An 18,525-nucleotide genomic window follows, 5' to 3' on the forward strand; every position below is an offset into this window, starting at 1 on the left:
GGGTTTTTTGTATCAGCCAAAGATTCATTTATTTTGAATCAGGTTCTAAAGCGTAACGTCCATTTTCATAGATCCAGTGCATGCCTTCAGGTGGGTCTGGCAATCCCAAACGTCGCCAATCGGTAATCAACACATAATCACGGCTTTCAATACTGGAGTCGCCATCCCCATACACATAGCTATTGGTTTCCTGACTATAGGTTGAGTAGCTGGGTGCTCGGTAAATAATACTCACACCTGGTCGCATCGGATATCCGCCATGTGGTGGATGGTGCGGAGGTGGTCTGTGATGAGGGGGCTCAATTTGAGGCGGTGATGTAGGTCTGGGCATTGCTCCTTGATACGGCCCAGCATAGGTTGGGAAACGCTGCGTTTGCGAAGTCAGCGGTTTTCCATAATAACGCGTCGCTGGTTGAGCAAAACTCAGTGCAGGAAATAAGCTGAGTAAACTTATTCCATAGATTATTTTTAAATATTTCATCATCTTCTTCCTCCACTGAGGTGAATATTATTATTTTAAACCTATTTTATGGATAAAAAATGTACAAGTTATCAATTTTAGATCACTAGCCATTATCACCGCTATAAGGTTTGAAGCAGGATTTCTTTGAAAAGCAAAAAATGCATGAGTTTTCAGTTTATAATTAATCTTTGTTTATAAATGTATTGGATGAACAATCGTGGCTGAATTAAGTTTTGATCGACTCTATGAATATTTTGCAAAAGTGCCCAGTATTCAAAAAAATCTGATTGATGCTTATGGCACAGATGGAAAAAGTGCATGGTGGTTTAAGTTTCAAATTGATGTAGATCATCCTTTGGCATGGCAAACGGTACAAGAGCTGGGACATGTACTGAACTATATTTCTAGAAATGAGCGCCTACCGACGCAGTTTTTACCTGTGTCACCACCGCCGTATATGAATGGTGAAGCCAAGCAATTCTTGGCATGGGTCATTCAGTGTAACCATCCTGATTTTCCACCCGATGTCATTTGTGACTGGTTAGAAGCACGTCTACCGAGCCCAGTGGATGATGCCGAAAAATGGAAAATCAAAACCGATCTACATGAACTCGATAAGATGACCGATAAAGATTTGGATCAAATCATCCCGCCGAATCCTGAACAGTAAGTCCAAATAAAAAAAGCGCATATTGCGCTTTTTCTATTTTAGTTTTTCTCTTACCTAGCTGTGCTACGCCTTTTCTAACAAGGAAAAAAATCTCTAAAACGTCGATAAACCACTCCACTCCATAAAGCGGTATAGCCCATATTTGAGTTTTGACTCATCTTTATATTGCTCATAGCCCACACTCATTTGACGACCATTTAAGTTCGACCATGCCCCATCAAAATATTGCTGTGCATCTGTAAACACCGCTGCATTAGACTGGCCAATCACACGCAAATTGGTCTCTAAGTTATAATTCTTCAAATTCCGTGCGGTAAAATTCGCTGAACCTAAAATGAGCTCTGCTTCTTGTGCATGGCGTTTTAAAATCATTTTGCTATGACACTGCTCTCCTTGAGTATTACACCACCGCACTGTAATACCGGCATCGTTAAGCTCAGACGCAACTTGACGGTTGGGGATTCCATTCTTTTGACGACCAAATGCATCTTTATTTGGGTCGAGTAAAATCCGAAGTTTAACACCGCGATTCTGCGCATCTTTTAAAGCATTGATAATTTGACGCTCAGATAAATAGAACATCGCCAAATCAATCTGATCATTGGCTTTTGCTGTATTCAACAAATTGAGGGTTGCATCTAGGATTGCTTTTTCAGTCAGCACCTGCACCTGAGGCTGCGATGGATTTCCTGCAATTTCGCCCAAAATCACCATCGGTACATCGCCCTGAGACATGTGAGCCACAGTTTGCTCTGTTTTCAACACATCAATTGCGGTATTGCCTGTCACCAACAGCGCTACATTGGAATGTCGCGAACTTCCATCATGTGGATTCGCCGATGTGACCAAGGTTTTCCAACCTTCAACGGTATCGACCACCAAAGTTTTGCGGTGATTGGCTTTAAAGTTAAATAAGTTGAGATAACTACGTAGAGTGATTTTTTCATCCCCAAACGGGTTTCTTAACCACCCACCGTCGGGATTATTGCCTGCGTTTTGACAACAGATATACCAAAAACCAGACCAAATGGGATTCGATGCGCGGAGCGGACGTAAATCGGTTTCAATTACATCCACGCCTGCCTGACGTAACTTACGGTAATGCTCAGGTAATAGCCCACCATATACCGAGTTAATCGGGTCAGTAATGACTTTGATTCCAATATTCGGATGCAAGCTTCGCTTGACAATCAACGCATCGGTTAGCTGACGAGTCAAAGCACGTTGTGATGCTTGAGATGTCCCCACTTCATCATTAAACAAGAACATATCCAACACAATCGTGGTTTGTGCATCTTCAATCAGTTTAAACACTGCGTTGAAAATATGATGATCTTGTTGCTGTTTGCCTTGTACATCGATGTAGGTTTGATCTGCAATAAATTTGACATCGGCATGACGTAACTTGCCAGTATAGTCCAGCCCATCAGGCAGTGGTTTAACGCTATGGTAAACTGCAGACGTTAAATAAGTCAGAGCCAATAAACCCACCACGACACCGACATAACGGGTCGATGTCCAGTTGAGCTTTTGATGTAATTTTCGAAAGATACGCATAACAAAAAACCTAATCCAATATACTCAGACTAGGTTTTATTGTTTGATTTTTCAAGAGGATTTCTGTTGTCAATGTTTTGGCAACCTCTCCCTAAACTCTCATTTAAGGAGAGGTTGGGTTGAAGCTTGAAATAGCACCTTAGAAACTAAAGTCGAGTCCGACCGTGAAGTTACGCCCCACTTGTGGAATGGTCGATAAGAAAGAAGTATGCGAATAAACCGTCTCATCTAAGAGGTTATTGACTTTGAAATACACGCGATAATCATTGCCCTGCATATACTGACCATTATACGCCAAGCCCAGATTCACCATGTTATAGCCCTCGGTTTCGGTCTCATAGCTTGCAATTCGATCTTGCTCAAACACATGGTAGTACTCTGCTGTTCCTGACCACGTGCCACTAAAGTTCGCATTCACTTTTGTTCCTAAACGGCCAGCAGGCACCCGTGGAGCATTTTCATTGTCAATTTTGCCACGTACATAGTCACCAAAGACACTCATTTTATAAACATCATTGATGGCATAAGAGGCTTCTGCTTCAGTCCCATAAAAACGCGCTTTGTCTTGGGTGTAGTCCACTAGACGGAAGTTTTCGTAAAGGTAGGCAGTTTGAGCATAAATGTAGTTGTCATACCAGTTGTGGTAAATATGAACGTGATAATCAATTTTATCCGTATCGTAATGGAAACCTAACTCTAGGTTATTAGACTTTTCGACATCGAGATTTTCATTGCCACGCTCATAGGTATTGGTTGCAAGATGCTTACCATCGGCATAAAGCTCTTGCGCCAAAGGTAAACGCTCTTGATGTGACCCGACCAAAGACAGTTTATAGTTCGGTGCAAACATCCAATTCACAGCACCCGAATAAGACACGGCATAATCATCATAGTCTTTTCGATCTGACTCAATATCAATGGTCTGCTGATCGACACGTGCCCCTAACTCAAAATGGAAGTCATTCCACTGCTTGTGTTCTAAACCAAACACGCTCCACTTTTGCGTCTTGGTCGGTTCTAAAATAGACTCTTCACCCGTGATATCTAGTTTTTGTTGATTGTACTGTACGCCAACCACACCTTCCCAATCCGCAATCGGCTGATGCACCATTTCTAGACGCGCATCATAACCTTTACTTTTAAAGGTAGTTGCAACGCTATCACCTTCAATTTCATCATGTTGGTAGTCGGTATAACTGGCATGGGCACGTAACTTCTCAAATCCTGCAATCGGATTTAAAATTTCTGTACGGAAGTCATAACGCTCCGACTTTAAGTCAACCCAAGGCCCTGTCTCATGTTCGTCATGCGCATGTTCGTGTCCTGAGTGATCATGTTCATCCGTATGTCCATGATTATCGCTCCCGTCACAGTGCAAATGATCCTCATGCGGATGACAGCTCTCATATTCATGGCTGTGCCCAGGTAAACCGTATTGATCTTGACGGTTGGTATAGGCAATACCCGCAAAACCACGCTCACCAATCCATGAACCACCAACGCTGACAGTTTCGCCTTTGGCAAAGGTATTTCCGACACGACGTTCTTTTTCGAGTTCACCTTCATGCTCATGGAAATAGTTCGGTGCAATATAGTCATTCGCTTCACGCTTTGAACCTTCAACCGTTATTTAAAACCTACTTAAACCTACTTACGTGGGTTTAATGTTTAATTCCTACTTCATCATCAAGAACCAATTGCTATTGCGCTTGGGATTACCTCAATTCCATAGGCTGTCACGGTGTAACTCACCGCCATTGGTGGCTTATGTAGCCACCAATTCTTTATCTGCATGTTTTAGAATATTGATGGCAGCATTAATATCCCTGTGATGCAGGGTGTTACATGAACATCGCCACTCACGCATTGCAAGTGTCAGGTTTTGGTTTAATTCACCACAATTCGAACACATCTTGCTGCTTGGAAAGAATCGTCCAACAGAAAGTATTGATTTGCCATGCTGTTTAGCCTTGTAAATCAACTGTCGCTTGAACTCATAAAAGCCCATATCCGATATGGCTCTTGAGAGCTTACGGTTTTGTACCATACCTTTCACATTTAAATCCTCAATCGCAATCAGATCGAATCGCTTAACTAAATCAGATGTGACTTGATGAAGATTGTTTTTTCTCAAGCATGATATTTTGTAGTGCAAACGAGAGAGCTTGGTTTTCGCTTTTTCTCTGTTTTGACTACCTTTCTTTTTACGGCTAAAAGACTTAGCAAGTCGTCTTAACTTGGCAAGCTGTTTCTTTAGTGGCGCACTTGATGGAACAACCTCGCCATTAGATAAAGTGGCAAGACTGGAAACACCTAAATCAATACCAACAGATAAACCTGTTTTGGGGTGAAGTTTCTCAGGCTGATTTAATTCAACAGCAATCGAAGCAAACCACTTACCACCCTGTTTAAATATTTTCGCTGATAATATTTTTCCTTGATAACGCAAATCCTCAGTCATTTTTACCCAACCCAAGTTTGGGATACTAATTTTTCTATCTTTAATGCTGAATTGGTCATTTGATAATGAGAAGCGATCATCTACGCCTTTTTTTCTAGGCTTTGGATATTTGGATTGACCATTAAAAAAACGATCAAATGAACTACCCAATTGCTTAATCGCAAGTTGTGGCGCACATTTGGTCACTTTAAGCATGAAAGGGTATTTCTCACGCTTGAACGAGTTTAAGTGCTTTCTTATTTTAGCTTCGGATGGTTTATTTAGAAGTTTTTTATCCACCTGAACGCCATAATAGTCACACTGATCTCTATATTCCTTATCTGCTTTATATTGACGTTGCCATTCTTTTAAAGCCCAATTATACGACAAACGAGCAACACCACTCGCTTGAGCGAAATGACTTGCTTGCTTATTATTTGGCAGTAATTGGATTACATGCCCTCGTATGAATCGGCTCATTGATCGAAATGACTTGCTTGCTTATTATTTGGCAGTAATTGAATTACATGCCCTCGTATGAATCGGCTCATAGTGCGTCTTTGACTGCCTGTATTAACTTTTGGTTTTTCTTACTACGACTACCATATAATCTTGCCGAAAACACTGTAATGATTTCCAAAACATCTTGAGCAAGTTCTTCCTCAAAAGACAAATTTTCACCCTTATTAAGAATGACGATCTCCACGCTTTTAGCTTCACATAAGGCAAAAACCAACTCAGCACCAAACCGCAATAAGCGATCTTTATGCGTTAAAACCAAACGTCCGATTTCATCATTCATGATTGCTTCTAGCAGCTTATTTAAGCCTTTTTTTCTATAGTTCATACCCGAACCAAGATCGGAGATTAATTCAAACGTCCAACCTTGATTTGCACAGTACATTTCAAGAACTTGTTGCTGTCGAATTAAATCTTCTTTTTGGTCATGACTCGATACCCTTGCGTATGCAATGGTTTTCCTTTGAAGTTGACTATCGGGCTTGTGTATTTGCTCAGGCGTGATCTTACTCAGATCATATCGTCTATGATTTTTAGGGGTTCGATCTGCAACCAAAGTGCCTTCTTCATCCCAACGCCTTAATGTTTGAATGGAAACACCTAATGTTTTAGCTGCAACGCTAATGCTTACATATTTACTCATGTTGTATATAATAGTATAGAAATAAGTAGATTTCAATTAGCAGTTACAAACCCGTAGAGCAAACTGACTGCCCAAAGCAACCGTCGCCCCAGCACTGGCCAACTTTTCATCACTGCCAGAGTTGTAGCGTAATCCCGCCGTACCTTCTAGACCTTTTTCAGGCATGCTGGTTGGAATTTTTTGATCGGTGACATTGACCAAACCGCCCACGGTGCCTGCACTGTATAAAAGGGTTGAAGGACCACGGATGATTTCAATTTGCTTGGCCAAAATCGGATCGACCGTCACGGCATGGTCTGGCGATAAAGTCGAGACATCGGCTGTTTCTGAAGCATGTTGTAAGACCTTCACGCGAGGGCCATCTTGACCACGAATCACGGGGCGGCTTGAACCTGAACCATATTGATTTGAATACACCCCCAACTCATCTGCCAAAGCATCCCCGATGGTCGGTGCACGTTCTTTTAAGCTTTTTTGCTCGATAACCTGATCAGCTACTGCAAAATCAGCAGCGGTCTGAACGAGTGGATGTGCTTGGCTGGTCAACGTTTCAAGTTGTTGTGTTGTTGTATCATCTGCAAAAACGGCAGGTGTGACCACCGCCAAAATAGAGAGCGTTATCAAATTTTTATGGAAAGCCATGGAACTCACTCAAGCGTACAATTTTTTAATATTGTTATAATATAACATTTCAAATTCATTGCAATAAAAAACATTCCAATCCTAGAAAAAAGATAAACTGCCCTATCCATCTAAGTCGATGCCAACGCCAACAGATCAATGCCCTTTACCATTTCACATGCCGTTCTCGCGCCCCCTTTAGCCAAACTCAGTGGTGACCGTTTACCGATTGCTGCCATTGCTATTGGCAGTATGACCCCTGATCTTTATCGACTGTTTACACAAGCCAATTCAAATACTACCCACTACTGGACTTCACTGATTCATCCTGATCTTTGGATTGGACTCAGTTTTTGTGTCTTGTGGTACGTGCTATTACGGCCCTGTTTTTATCGTTTTTTAGGCATTCAGCATGAATTAAGGCTCAGCAGTATGCTACGTTTTTTTAAATTTTCTGTGGCCGTTATTCTCGCGATCCTGCTGGGTACAGCAACGCATCTGTTATGGGACGGACTCACCCATGCTGACTTCCGCACCTTGTTTGGACATGCATTTTTAAGCCAAAAGATCTCTTTGTTAGGGCACGGCTATCCGCTACACCGCATTTTACAAATTGGCACATCGGCACTGGCTTTGCCCTTGTTGGCGTGGATGGGTTGGCGCTATTACCAAACCTATCAGCAACATTTTCCAGTGAGTTTAAAAATCAAACGCTTTGCGCTGGGGCTGTTCATACTGAGCCTTTTGGGCGGTTTAGTCAGTGTTTGGGACTATGCACGTTATATCCCCACGCAAGTGTGGCAGTCAGACCTGTATTATTTTACGGGGCGAAGTATTAATGAGTTTAGCCAAGTCGCTTTGCTAATTCTAATCTTTGGCTGCATTCTGTTTTTATTTTTAGATCGAGACTATCGTTTAGGCTGAATTTAGACCAACGCTTAAATGCTATTTCATGCCTTTTTTAAGCTATACCTTGAGAGTCAATGCCCAAAGAGGCATAATCCTACCTTTATTTCTGGCGGTACGCTGTTTACGTATTCGCTACCTTTAGCCATATAGTTGGATTTTTAACGCCATGATGCGAACTCATTACTGCGGTTCTTTAACCGAAGCTCAAATTGATGAAACAGTAACCCTCTGCGGTTGGGTACACCGTCGCCGTGACCACGGTGGTGTCATCTTCCTTGATATGCGTGACCGTGATGGTCTTGTGCAAGTGGTTATTGACCCAGACACTCCTGAAGCATTCGCAACTGCAGACAAAGTACGTTCAGAATTCGTATTAAAAATTACAGGTCGTGTACGTCGCCGCTATGCAGGCACAGAAAATGCCAATATGGTGAGCGGTCAAATCGAAGTTTTAGGTAAAGAAATCGAAGTTCTTGCTGCATCAGAAACTCCGCCGTTCCCATTGAATGACGACAACACCAATATTTCTGAAGAAATTCGTTTGAAATACCGTTTCTTGGACATCCGTCGTCCTGAAATGCTAGATCGTTTACGTTTCCGTTCAAAACTAACCAACCTCATTCGTAACTATTTCGAAGACAATGGTTTCTTAGACGTCGAAACCCCGATTTTAACCCGTGCAACGCCTGAAGGTGCACGTGACTACTTAGTGCCAAGCCGTGTTTCAAATGGTAGCTTCTACGCACTTCCACAATCACCACAATTATTCAAACAATTGTTGATGGTGGGTGGTATCGATCGTTACTACCAAATCGCAAAATGTTTCCGTGATGAAGACTTACGTGCAGACCGTCAACCTGAATTCACCCAAATCGACGTTGAAACATCGTTCATGAGTGACGATGACATCATGGATTTAATGGAAACCTTGACCGTTAAGATGTTCAAAGAACTTCTTGATGTTCAATTCGATAAATTCCCACGCATGACCTATACAGATGCTATGCGTGACTATGCATCGGACAAACCAGACTTACGTATTCCTTTGAAATTGGTTGACGTCGCAGACCTGATGCAAGAAGTTGAATTCAAAGTATTCGCGGGTCCAGCTAAAGATCCTAAGGGCCGTATCGTTGCATTACGTGTTCCAGGTGCAGGTTCTTTACCACGTAGCCAAATTGATGAATACACGAAATTTGTCGGCATCTACGGTGCAAAAGGTTTAGCGTACATTAAAGTAAACGAGCTTGAAAAAGGTATCGAAGGTTTACAATCTCCAATCGTGAAATTCATCGAGCCAATCGTGCTTGATCTCTTGAAACGTGTTGGCGCAGAAAATGGCGATATCGTGTTCTTTGGTGCAGACAAAGCTAAAGTTGTGAACGATGCCATGGGTGCTTTACGTATTAAAGTCGGTCATGACTTGAAAATGTCGACTTGCGAATGGGCACCGCTTTGGGTGGTTGACTTCCCAATGTTTGAAGAAACAGATGATGGCAAATGGACTTCTGTTCACCACCCATTCACACTGCCTAAATCAAGCGTTGAAGATGTGAAAAATAACCCAGGTGCTGCGCTTTCTGTGGCTTATGACATGGTGTTAAACGGTACTGAAATTGGTGGTGGTTCACTGCGTATTCATAACCTAGAAATGCAAAAAGCAATTTTTGAAGCTTTAGGTATTGGTGAAGAAGAAGCAGAAGAGAAATTCAGCTTCTTACTCAATGCATTACGTTACGGTGCTCCTCCGCATGGTGGTTTAGCATTCGGTCTAGACCGTTTAGTCATGCTCATGACGGGTGGTGCGTCTATTCGTGATGTGATTGCATTCCCGAAAACCAAAACTGCTGAATGTCCATTAACGCAAGCACCTGCACCAGTTGAATCAAATCAACTACGTGATTTAGGTATTCGCTTACGTGAAAAACCAAAAGCTGAAGAAACGAAATAATCTTTAAATTTTGATTAAAGAAACCCTGCCATGCGCAGGGTTTTTTTATTTAAGGCAAAAAGGTCTCCCCCGTAGATCCAATTTTTCGCTTCAAATTTTCCAAAATTTCCTTTGAACTTTTGATCTATCACACTTACAGTTGGTCACGATAGTCTATATTTTATTGCAGCAGTTCTTGCACTAAATCATTCTGTTGATTTATTCATTTATTTTGTTCTTAAGACGCTCATCTTTTTTTTGATTCTATCTATCTTAGATTTTTAAGTCTCTTTGCAAAATTTTCTCTCATCTCATCTTTTCAAAAGATTTCTGAGTCAAAATATGGCTATTTATTATCTACTTAAAGTCATCTCACTTTTTCCATTGTCCTTTTTACAATGCATCGCACGCGGAATTGCACACCTGCTTTACTATAGTGACTCTTCAATCAAGCGTATCACCACTATTAATCTGCAGTTGGCCTACCCTGAACTCGACCCAATAACACTCCAGAAACGCGTTCATCTCAGTATTCAAAGCCAGTGTCAGACCTATATTGAATTTTTAAAATGTTGGGGAATGCCACCACAATACAACTTAGATTTATTGAAAAATATTCATGGTCAATCTGTTCTAACCGAGGCTTTAGCCAATAAAAAAGGCGTGATTGTGGTCATTCCGCATTTTGGCTGTTGGGAGCTATTAAATGCATGGTTAAATGTCTATACGCAACCAATGATTATGTATAAACCCTATAAAACTAAAGGGGTGAACCGCTATATTTTAGAGGCGCGTCAGAAGTTTAATGCCACCCTTGTCCCCACTGATGAAACAGGGATTCGTCAGATTTTTAAACACCTCAAGCAAGGTGGGTTAACTGTTGTTTTACCAGATCATTTGCCAAAACCGAGTGGGGGTATTTATTCATATTTTTTCCAGCAGAATACTTTGTCCACGACACTGGTCTCTAAAATGGCGGCTAAAACACAATGCAATGTGATTGGATTAAGTTGTATTCGTAATACTGACGCAGCGAGTTTTGATGTGTACTGTACAGAATTAGCTCAAGATATTTTATCGACAGATTTACAGCTGTCGGTGGACAGTTTAAATCTTGCCATGCAAGACATGATTAACCAAGCACCTGAACAATATATTTGGTCCTATAGACGTTTTAGAAATTGTTATGGCAATATCAATGCTTATCGGATACAGCCACCTAAGTAGGCTTCACAAACAAACACGTGATCTCAAGCAGTTTGAAAGCAATAATGTATGCTATTTCCTAACGGCCTGAATAGAATACTTTTATTCATTTGAGATCAATTCTCAGCAGTGGCATAATAGCGCACTGTTTTAGATAAGTTGTGAGCAACCAAATGGCTATGCGTCCTGAAGTCCGTCGTCGTGGTATTGTGCTAATTGTTTTTGCAATCGTACAGTGGTTTTTCATGCGCTATATTTTAGACAATCAATTATTTAATTTAACAACCTATGACCGCATTGTCTTTTTCTGTGTAAGTAGCCTTGCGGGTGCTTTTGTCATTTTTGTCGGCTTAATTTATATGGTCTTGAAAGGAAATGCGGATAAAGAATAATTTCCTATTTTTAGACGATTTGGTTGAATATCTATATGTTTGTTAGTGTTATTGTTCCCTGTTATAACCATGCTCCGTATTTAAAACAACGCATAGAGAGCATATTAAATCAAACCTATCAAAATTTTGAACTTATTTTATTGGATGACGTTTCTCCAGATGAAAGTGCGGAAATCCTACTCTCATATAAAGACCATCCCAAAGTATCGCACTGCATCATCAATGAAAAAAACTCAGGCTCTACCTTTCATCAATGGAATAAAGGTATGGCATTGGCTCAAGGTGAACTGATTTGGATTGCTGAATCTGATGATGCTGCAGATCTTAGCTTTTTAGAAACCTTAGTTGAACCTTTTCAACAGAATCCAAATCTTGTTTTAGCGTATAGCCAATCCCATCGGATGGATAGTCAGGGTAATATTACTGGCACATGGAAAGATTATACAGACAACCTCAATTCTAAAAAGTTTGAGAAAGACTTTATAATTAATGGTTTAGATTATATTAATGAATTTCTAATCGTGAAAAACACCATACCTAATGCAAGTGCAGTGGTTTTTAAGAAAGAGACATATTTATCAGTTAATGGTGCCAATCCAAATCTTAAATTAATTGGTGATTGGGCTATTTGGAGCAAAATAGCTGCTCAAGGAGATATATTCTTCTATGCCAAAGAGCTTAATTTTTTTAGATATCATGAATTAAGCGTAATTGCCAAAGCAAAAAAACATCAAGGTAATACCAGCATTCGAAATCAAGTAATTGAATTTAGGTTGGAAATGGCTAATTACTGGGATACTCTACCTCAAATTAAAGAGTATCGCTCTATCCGAAAAAATAATCAAAAACATCTATTTAAAGAAATTAGTAGAAACTCTTCTTTAGCTATTAGAAAACGTCACTATAAAGATATTATACCAACAACATTACGCACTATGAAAGCATGCCCAGCTCATCTAAAACTAGCCGTCTCCATAAAACTATTATTGAAGTTATTTTTTTCAATTTGTATTGATGCTCCTTTACGAAAAATAATCATGAAGAAGTAATTTCAACAGGCTTTGTTGCACAAAGATTTAAAAGATAACACTCTGCTCATTTGAACAGAATTCAAGTGACAACTTGGGTATGAGGACGACCTAATTCTGTAAATTTGTTCAATACGGCTATGCGTGCATGAATCTCATTCACCTGACTAGAAAAACTCCTTGCTGTTAATTTATCACCTAATAGTTTGATGCAATGCATCTTGGTTTCAACTAAACTTCGACGATGATAACCAGACCATTTTTTCCAAAGCGTTCTTCCTAAACGTTTAACTGTTTTCAGTAACTCATTCCGCTCTAAAGATCTCAATTTCTGATCTTTCCATGGTTTTGCATTTTTTCTTGGCGGAATGAGCGCATGTGCATCTCGATCTAGAATGACTTGTCTGCAGTGCTTCGTGTCATAAGCACCATCGGTATAGACCGAATCAATTCGTTCATCTAAGGGAATTTGAGCAAGTAAATCACCGAGTACTTGCGAATCGCTCACATTATTTGTAGTAAGCTGTACTGCACGTATTTGCAAGGTTTCAGCATCGATGCCAATATGAAGCTTACGCCATTGGCGACGATATTCAGGTCCATGTTTCTTACGTTTCCACTCACCTTCACCTAGAAACTTTAAGCCAGTTGAGTCGACGAGTAGATGTAGCCCATCACTACTTTTTTGATAGCTAATCGCAATATCAATATGTTTTTGTCTTCGACAAAGCGTACTGTAATCTGGTGCGGTCCAATTTAATCCACAAAGTTTAATCAGACTTTGAACAAAACCTGTGACCATGCGTAAAGAGAGTCTAAATAAAGATTTGATCATTAAACAGCATTGAATAGCCGTATCGGAGTAAGTTTGATTTCGACCTTGCTTGTTTTGTGGTTGTGCATACCACTGAGTGTTTGGATCAAACCAAATGGAAATGTTGCCCCAATTAATGAGAGCGCGATTATAGGAAGACCAGTTGGTTGTACGATAAGTTTTAGGAGTAGGTTTATTCATTTTGAAATTATAGGACTGAATAAACCTTATAGGCTAGGTTTGTGCAACAAAGCCTGTTGTCTTTTTATAAAACTTTTCTTTAATCGCAACAATAACATTAATTCCATTAAAAAATTTCAGATCTGTAGCATCAAAAATATATTCTTTGTTAAACCTAAATGTTCCATAAAAATATCGTCTATAATGAACTAAACCTAATATATCTGCATCACTATTTTTCCACATCCAATACAATGCAGTTAACTCACAAAAACTTTTATTTAATCTAGAAATATTATCCCCCACATTATCAGAAAGAATATTCAACTCTATGCTACTTAATTCTTTACCCACATGAATTGGTTTATATATATGATTTTCAGAGAATATATACTCCTTGTGAGTAGCCACATAAACTTCTATTTTTTTCATATTAGAAAACTTCGTCGTGATAAAAACTAGAGATGGCTTTTTTATTCATAATATCATTCAAAATACTATCTGAAACATTTAGTGCCTCTTCAATAGTAACATCCATATCCATATAACGATAAGTTCCCAACCGACCAACAAAAGTTACACCCTGTTCTTGATGTGCTTTTTCTATATATTTTTTTAAAAGCTGCTTATCATTTACTAATCGAATTGGATAATATGGAATATCCCCTTCCTCACAATTCCTACTAAATTCTTTAAAATATATGGTTTTATGATGTGATTCCCAAGGTGTAAAATGCTTATGTTCAGAAATCCGAGTATATGGTATTTCTTCATCACCATAATTCATTACAGCTACTCCTTGAAAATCACCTTCAGACTCATACTTTTTAAAGTCTAATGTTCTGTAACCCAAACGACCTTCACTAAAATTAAACCACTGATCCAACTGTCCAGTCCAAATAATATGGTCAAATCCGGATACAAGCTCTTTTTTAAAATGAGTGTTTAACCGAACTTTAATATTTTCGTGATCTAAAATAGATTGAACAATTGGTGTATATCCATCTTCCGGGATCCCCTGATATTTATGAGAAAAATAATTATCATCGTAATTAAATCTTACAGGTAATCGTTTTAATATACTTGCTGGAAGCTGAATTGGATCACATCCCCATTGCTTTTTGGTATAGCCCTTAAAAAAAGCTGCATATAAATCTTTACCTATAAATTTTAGTGCTTGCTCTTCAAAGTTTTTTGGCTCATCTATGCTTTTATCAGCAATAGACTTTATCCATTCCACAGCCTCCAATGGGGAAAAAGATTGGTTATAAAACTGATTAATAGTATGTAAATTTATAGGTAAAGAATAAACTTGATTTTTATATGTTGTTTTTACGCGATTAACATATTGTTTAAAACTTCCATGCTGATTTAAATATGCCCCCTTTCATTATTTGTATGAAAAATATGAGGACCATAAACATGCTCCATCACCTGAGTAGCACTATCACGCCTTGTAAAACAATTACCTGCAATATGTGAACGCTGATCTATTACCGTTACATAGCAATCCTTTTGTGCTAAAGCTCGTGCAACAATAGCCCCACTAAACCCTGCACCAACAACTAAAAAATTCATTACGTCAAATAGCCTTTCAAGTACATAAACAATTATTATAAAAAAGCTCTAACTAATGGTTAGAGCCTCTCTCTTAGTTTGATTCCAATTTTTCTACGAACTAGAACCACCACTTATATATCCAAAAAATTAAATAAATAATCAGCTTCTTTATCTTTATCACTCACCAAAACTTCTTCTATGCCCTCTAAAGGCCAACCAATTGCTAAAGTAGGATCCTTCCAAAGGATCGCACCTTCACTTTCTTTATGATAATAGTTCGTGGTTTTATACAAAAATTGAGTATTATCTTCCAGTGCGACAAATCCATGCGCAAAACCTTCAGGAATCCAGAACATAGTTTTATTTTCTGCACTCAGCTCTACACCAACCCATTCACCATAAGTCTTTGACTCAGGTCGAATGTCAACCGCAACATCCCACACTTTGCCTTGTACCACACGTACAAGTTTGCCTTGTGCATAGGGTTCACGTTGAAAATGCAACCCACGTAACACTCCTTTTTGCGAAAGCGAGTGATTATCCTGTACAAAAGTAGGAATGGGTAAATTTAACTCTTTTAATGCAGTTTCAAATCGCTGTTGGTTGAAGCTTTCCATAAACCAACCACGATCATCCCCAAAAACACTTGGATGTAGAATCAAAAGACCTTCAATTTTGGTGGTTTCTACTTTCACTTCGACTCTTCCAACAATTTAAACAAATATTGCCCATATTCTGTTTTTTTCAACGCTTCAGCACTTTCAGTTAGCTTTTCTCGAGAAATCCAACCTTGCTGAAAACCAATTTCTTCGAGACAAGCCACTTTCAACGACTGACGTTTTTCAATCGTGTATACAAACTGTCCAGCCTCTAACAACGATTCATGTGTACCGGTATCTAACCATGCAAAACCGCGCCCCAACAGCTCAACATTTAAGGAGCCATCTTTTAAGTAGGCATTATTAATGTCAGTAATTTCTAACTCTCCACGATGTGAGGGTTTGACTTGTTTCGCAAACTCAACCACGCGGTTATCGTAAAAATATAATCCAGTTACAGCATATGGCGATTTCGGCTGCGTTGGTTTTTCTTCGATACTCAAAACTTTACCAGAAGGGTCAAATTCAACCACACCAAAGCGCTCTGGGTCTGTCACATGGTAGCCAAATACTGTTGCCCCATGATCAAGATCACTCGCTGCTTTTAACTGTTTACTAAAGTTTTGACCATAATAAATATTGTCTCCTAAAATCAGGCAAACATGATCATCACCAATAAACTCTTCCCCAATCAGGAATGCCTGAGCCAAGCCATCTGGAGAGGGTTGAACTTTATAACTCAGCTCAATACCAAATTGAGAACCATCGCCTAAAAGTTTCTCAAAGTTTGGTAAATCCTCTGGTGTTGAGATAATCAAAATCTCTTTTATCCCCGCCAACATCAGCACTGATAAAGGATAATAAATCATCGGCTTATCATAAATAGGCAACAGTTGCTTCGATACCCCTTTCGTAATAGGGTGCAGACGAGTTCCTGAGCCTCCAGCAAGAATAATACCTTTACGTTTTAAACTCATTTCTTGAGTATCTCCACTAATGTTCTTTCTACACCTAACTGCCAATCAGGCAAATATAGGTTAAATGTATTTTGAATTTTTTGATTATTCAATCTTGAATTATGTGGTCGTTTGGCTGGTGTCGGATAAGATGATGTCGGAATAGGATGAACCTGTTTGACCACTAAGTTTTCACCCAACAATTGTGCCTGTTTGAAAATAAACTTGGCATAACCAAACCAGCTTGTTTCTCCACTTGCAACCAAATGATAAATCCCAGTCTTAGCTTGCGAGGATTGAACTTGCGGTATGATCTGTGCAGTGACATCTGCAATCAGTTCAGCCGATGTCGGCGCACCAATCTGATCATTAATCACCGAGAGTTCTTCTCTATTTTGAGCAAGCATCAACATCGTTTTAAGGAAGTTTTTTCCTTTAGCTGCATATACCCAAGATGTTCTAAAAATTAAATGTCTGCAACCTGAATTTACAATCGCTTGCTCGCCCAGTACTTTGGTTTGACCATAAGTATTGATCGGTTGCGTATTATCATCCTCAGTAAAGGCACTAATCCCATCACCATGAAAAACATAATCGGTCGAGTAATGAACAAATAATGCATTAATTTGGGTACATGCCTCGGCAATTTTTTGAACCGCAATATGGTTTACGATATCAGCAGTGACCTGATCTGTCTCTGCCAAATCAACAGCTGTATATGCGCTGGCATTCACAACAATATCAGGTCGCATTGCTAAAATTGTTTGAACAACATCTTCTGGTAGACTTAAATCCCCAGACCACTCATTTAAGCCATGTCGATCAAGCGCTATCAGCTCCCCCAACGGTGCTAAGGAACGTTGCAACTCCCAGCCTACTTGACCATTCTTACCCAATAATAAAATTTTCATGCGTTAACCGTGATAATGTTTTTCTAACCAAGATGTATACTCTCCACTTTGTACGTGTGAGACCCATTCCTGATTATTCAAATACCACTCAACGGTTTTACGCAAACCCGTTTCAAATGATTCTTCTGGCACCCAACCTAATTCATTTTGAATTTTAGATGCATCAATCGCGTATCGAACATCATGACCAGGTCGATCTGTAACATAGGTGATCAAGTCTTTATAGTGCTGAATCCCTTCAGGTTTATTTGGCGCCAACTCTTCAAGTAAATCACAAATACTATGGACCACATCAATATTGGCTTTTTCATTGTGACCACCAATATTATAGGTTTCCCCCACAACGCCCTCTGTAACGACTTTATAAAGTGCACGTGCATGATCTTCAACAAAGAGCCAGTCACGGATTTGCTGACCATTGCCATACACAGGCAAAGCTTTAGCCTGTAGTGCATTTAAAATCATCAGGGGAATAAGTTTTTCTGGGAAATGGTAAGGGCCATAGTTGTTGGAGCAATTCGTTACAATCACAGGCAAACCATAGGTACGGTGCCATGCACGTACCAAATGATCTGAACTCGCTTTAGATGCCGAATAAGGTGAGCTTGGAGAGTAAGAAGTCTTTTCCGTAAATAAATCCGTAGTCCCTTCTAAATCACCATAAACCTCATCGGTCGAAATATGATGAAATCTAAATTTTTGTTTTGCATCATTACTCAAACTGAGCCAGTACTTACGCGTCGCTTCCAAAAGCTGATATGTACCAATGATATTGGTTTCAATAAAATCCAATGGGCCTGAAATAGAGCGGTCCACATGCGACTCAGCTGCAAGATGCATAACAGCATCAGGAATAAACTCACAGAACAAATGATCTAATGCTTCACGATTACAAATATCTGTATGGCTGAATTGATATCTTTCATTATTTTCAACAAGTGCAAGCGACTCAAGGTTACCCGCATATGTCAACTTATCGACATTCAACACAGTATGATTGGTGTTTTGGATTATATGACGAATTACAGCAGATCCAATAAATCCTGCTCCGCCAGTCACGAGAATTCTCACACACCCTCCTCAATTTCTTATTCAATATTAAATTTTCGCGATTCTAACATATGTTC

Annotated in this window: 18 protein-coding genes and 2 pseudogenes; 6 read left to right on the top strand and 14 right to left on the bottom strand. The window is 39.5% G+C overall.

All coding sequences use genetic code 11. The features are described 5' to 3' along the window. Nucleotides 1–28: 28 nt before the first annotated feature. Complete coding sequence (locus AC4CUX_RS04205) at nucleotides 29–484, bottom strand: RcnB family protein (protein WP_227518523.1); 456 nt, start codon at nucleotides 482–484, stop codon at nucleotides 29–31. Between the two features lie 196 nt (nucleotides 485–680). Here AC4CUX_RS04205 and AC4CUX_RS04210 point away from each other — a divergent pair, with 196 nt between their 5' ends. Further along, the gene (locus tag AC4CUX_RS04210; protein WP_178928483.1) at nucleotides 681–1,133 is read left to right on the top strand and encodes a hypothetical protein; all 453 of its coding nucleotides are present in this window, start codon (nucleotides 681–683) and stop codon (nucleotides 1,131–1,133) included. Between the two features lie 93 nt (nucleotides 1,134–1,226). Here the strand turns inward: AC4CUX_RS04210 and AC4CUX_RS04215 are convergent, their stop codons facing one another. The 5 genes and pseudogenes from AC4CUX_RS04215 to AC4CUX_RS04235 all read right to left on the bottom strand — a co-directional run. Continuing rightward, a complete protein-coding gene (locus AC4CUX_RS04215) occupies nucleotides 1,227–2,690 on the bottom strand; it encodes a phospholipase D family protein (protein ID WP_178928484.1) in 1,464 nt (487 codons plus the stop codon). Nucleotides 2,691–2,829: 139 nt separating this feature from the next. After that, nucleotides 2,830–4,320: pseudogene (locus AC4CUX_RS04220) on the bottom strand (TonB-dependent receptor domain-containing protein); the annotation flags it as partial. Nucleotides 4,321–4,455: 135 nt separating this feature from the next. Then, nucleotides 4,456–5,610 (bottom strand): RNA-guided endonuclease InsQ/TnpB family protein, encoded by a 1,155-nt coding sequence (locus tag AC4CUX_RS04225; protein WP_005402020.1) that lies wholly within the window; start codon nucleotides 5,608–5,610, stop codon nucleotides 4,456–4,458. A gap of 67 nt (nucleotides 5,611–5,677) precedes the next feature. Further along, nucleotides 5,678–6,292 (bottom strand): IS607 family transposase, encoded by a 615-nt coding sequence (locus AC4CUX_RS04230; RefSeq protein WP_005402019.1) that lies wholly within the window; start codon nucleotides 6,290–6,292, stop codon nucleotides 5,678–5,680. A 48-nt stretch (nucleotides 6,293–6,340) separates the two neighbouring features. Further along, nucleotides 6,341–6,934, bottom strand: a pseudogene (locus tag AC4CUX_RS04235) (TonB-dependent receptor plug domain-containing protein); the annotation flags it as partial. A 138-nt stretch (nucleotides 6,935–7,072) separates the two neighbouring features. Between AC4CUX_RS04235 and AC4CUX_RS04240 the strand changes: the two are divergent. The 5 genes from AC4CUX_RS04240 (at nucleotide 7,073) to AC4CUX_RS04260 (ending at nucleotide 12,399) form a co-directional block, all read left to right on the top strand. Beyond that, entirely contained in the window at nucleotides 7,073–7,837 is a 765-nt protein-coding gene (locus tag AC4CUX_RS04240; protein ID WP_178928979.1) for a DUF4184 family protein, read from the top strand. A gap of 151 nt (nucleotides 7,838–7,988) precedes the next feature. Continuing rightward, nucleotides 7,989–9,773 (top strand): aspartate--tRNA ligase, encoded by a 1,785-nt coding sequence (gene aspS, locus AC4CUX_RS04245; protein ID WP_005401682.1) that lies wholly within the window; start codon nucleotides 7,989–7,991, stop codon nucleotides 9,771–9,773. A gap of 321 nt (nucleotides 9,774–10,094) precedes the next feature. Beyond that, the gene (locus tag AC4CUX_RS04250; protein ID WP_178928978.1) at nucleotides 10,095–10,979 is read left to right on the top strand and encodes a lysophospholipid acyltransferase family protein; all 885 of its coding nucleotides are present in this window, start codon (nucleotides 10,095–10,097) and stop codon (nucleotides 10,977–10,979) included. 152 nt (nucleotides 10,980–11,131) lie between these two features. Continuing rightward, on the top strand, nucleotides 11,132–11,350 hold the full coding sequence (locus AC4CUX_RS04255) for a hypothetical protein (RefSeq protein WP_004983573.1): 219 nt from the start codon (nucleotides 11,132–11,134) through the stop codon (nucleotides 11,348–11,350). A gap of 35 nt (nucleotides 11,351–11,385) precedes the next feature. Further along, nucleotides 11,386–12,399, top strand: coding sequence for a glycosyltransferase family 2 protein (locus AC4CUX_RS04260; protein ID WP_490792208.1), 1,014 nt, complete (start codon nucleotides 11,386–11,388; stop codon nucleotides 12,397–12,399). Between the two features lie 61 nt (nucleotides 12,400–12,460). Here the strand turns inward: AC4CUX_RS04260 and AC4CUX_RS04265 are convergent, their stop codons facing one another. From AC4CUX_RS04265 to rfbB, 8 genes are all read right to left on the bottom strand, one after another. After that, nucleotides 12,461–13,393: an IS5-like element ISAha2 family transposase gene (locus AC4CUX_RS04265; protein ID WP_490792209.1), complete on the bottom strand. Its 933-nt coding sequence runs from the start codon at nucleotides 13,391–13,393 to the stop codon at nucleotides 12,461–12,463. 33 nt (nucleotides 13,394–13,426) lie between these two features. After that, a complete protein-coding gene (locus AC4CUX_RS04270; RefSeq protein ID WP_178928788.1) occupies nucleotides 13,427–13,804 on the bottom strand; it encodes a DUF4422 domain-containing protein in 378 nt (125 codons plus the stop codon). A gap of 1 nt (nucleotide 13,805) precedes the next feature. Next, nucleotides 13,806–14,612 carry a UDP-galactopyranose mutase gene (locus AC4CUX_RS04275; protein ID WP_490792210.1) on the bottom strand — a complete coding sequence of 269 codons (807 nt, stop codon included), beginning with the start codon at nucleotides 14,610–14,612 and terminating at the stop codon, nucleotides 13,806–13,808. 131 nt (nucleotides 14,613–14,743) lie between these two features. After that, the gene (locus AC4CUX_RS04280; protein ID WP_490792211.1) at nucleotides 14,744–14,950 is read right to left on the bottom strand and encodes an NAD(P)-binding protein; all 207 of its coding nucleotides are present in this window, start codon (nucleotides 14,948–14,950) and stop codon (nucleotides 14,744–14,746) included. 113 nt (nucleotides 14,951–15,063) lie between these two features. After that, complete coding sequence (gene rfbC / locus AC4CUX_RS04285; RefSeq protein WP_178928789.1) at nucleotides 15,064–15,627, bottom strand: dTDP-4-dehydrorhamnose 3,5-epimerase; 564 nt, start codon at nucleotides 15,625–15,627, stop codon at nucleotides 15,064–15,066. Further along, nucleotides 15,624–16,508 carry a glucose-1-phosphate thymidylyltransferase RfbA gene (gene rfbA, locus AC4CUX_RS04290; RefSeq protein WP_178928790.1) on the bottom strand — a complete coding sequence of 295 codons (885 nt, stop codon included), beginning with the start codon at nucleotides 16,506–16,508 and terminating at the stop codon, nucleotides 15,624–15,626. Before rfbA ends, rfbC begins: the two co-directional genes overlap by 4 nt. After that, a complete protein-coding gene (rfbD, locus tag AC4CUX_RS04295; RefSeq protein ID WP_062031430.1) occupies nucleotides 16,505–17,398 on the bottom strand; it encodes a dTDP-4-dehydrorhamnose reductase in 894 nt (297 codons plus the stop codon). The genes rfbA and rfbD overlap by 4 nt, the downstream gene beginning before the upstream one ends. A 3-nt stretch (nucleotides 17,399–17,401) precedes the next feature. Then, entirely contained in the window at nucleotides 17,402–18,469 is a 1,068-nt protein-coding gene (gene rfbB, locus AC4CUX_RS04300) for a dTDP-glucose 4,6-dehydratase (protein WP_490792212.1), read from the bottom strand. Nucleotides 18,470–18,525: the final 56 nt, after the last annotated feature.

The organism is Acinetobacter sp. 231_lipA, from assembly GCF_058243005.1.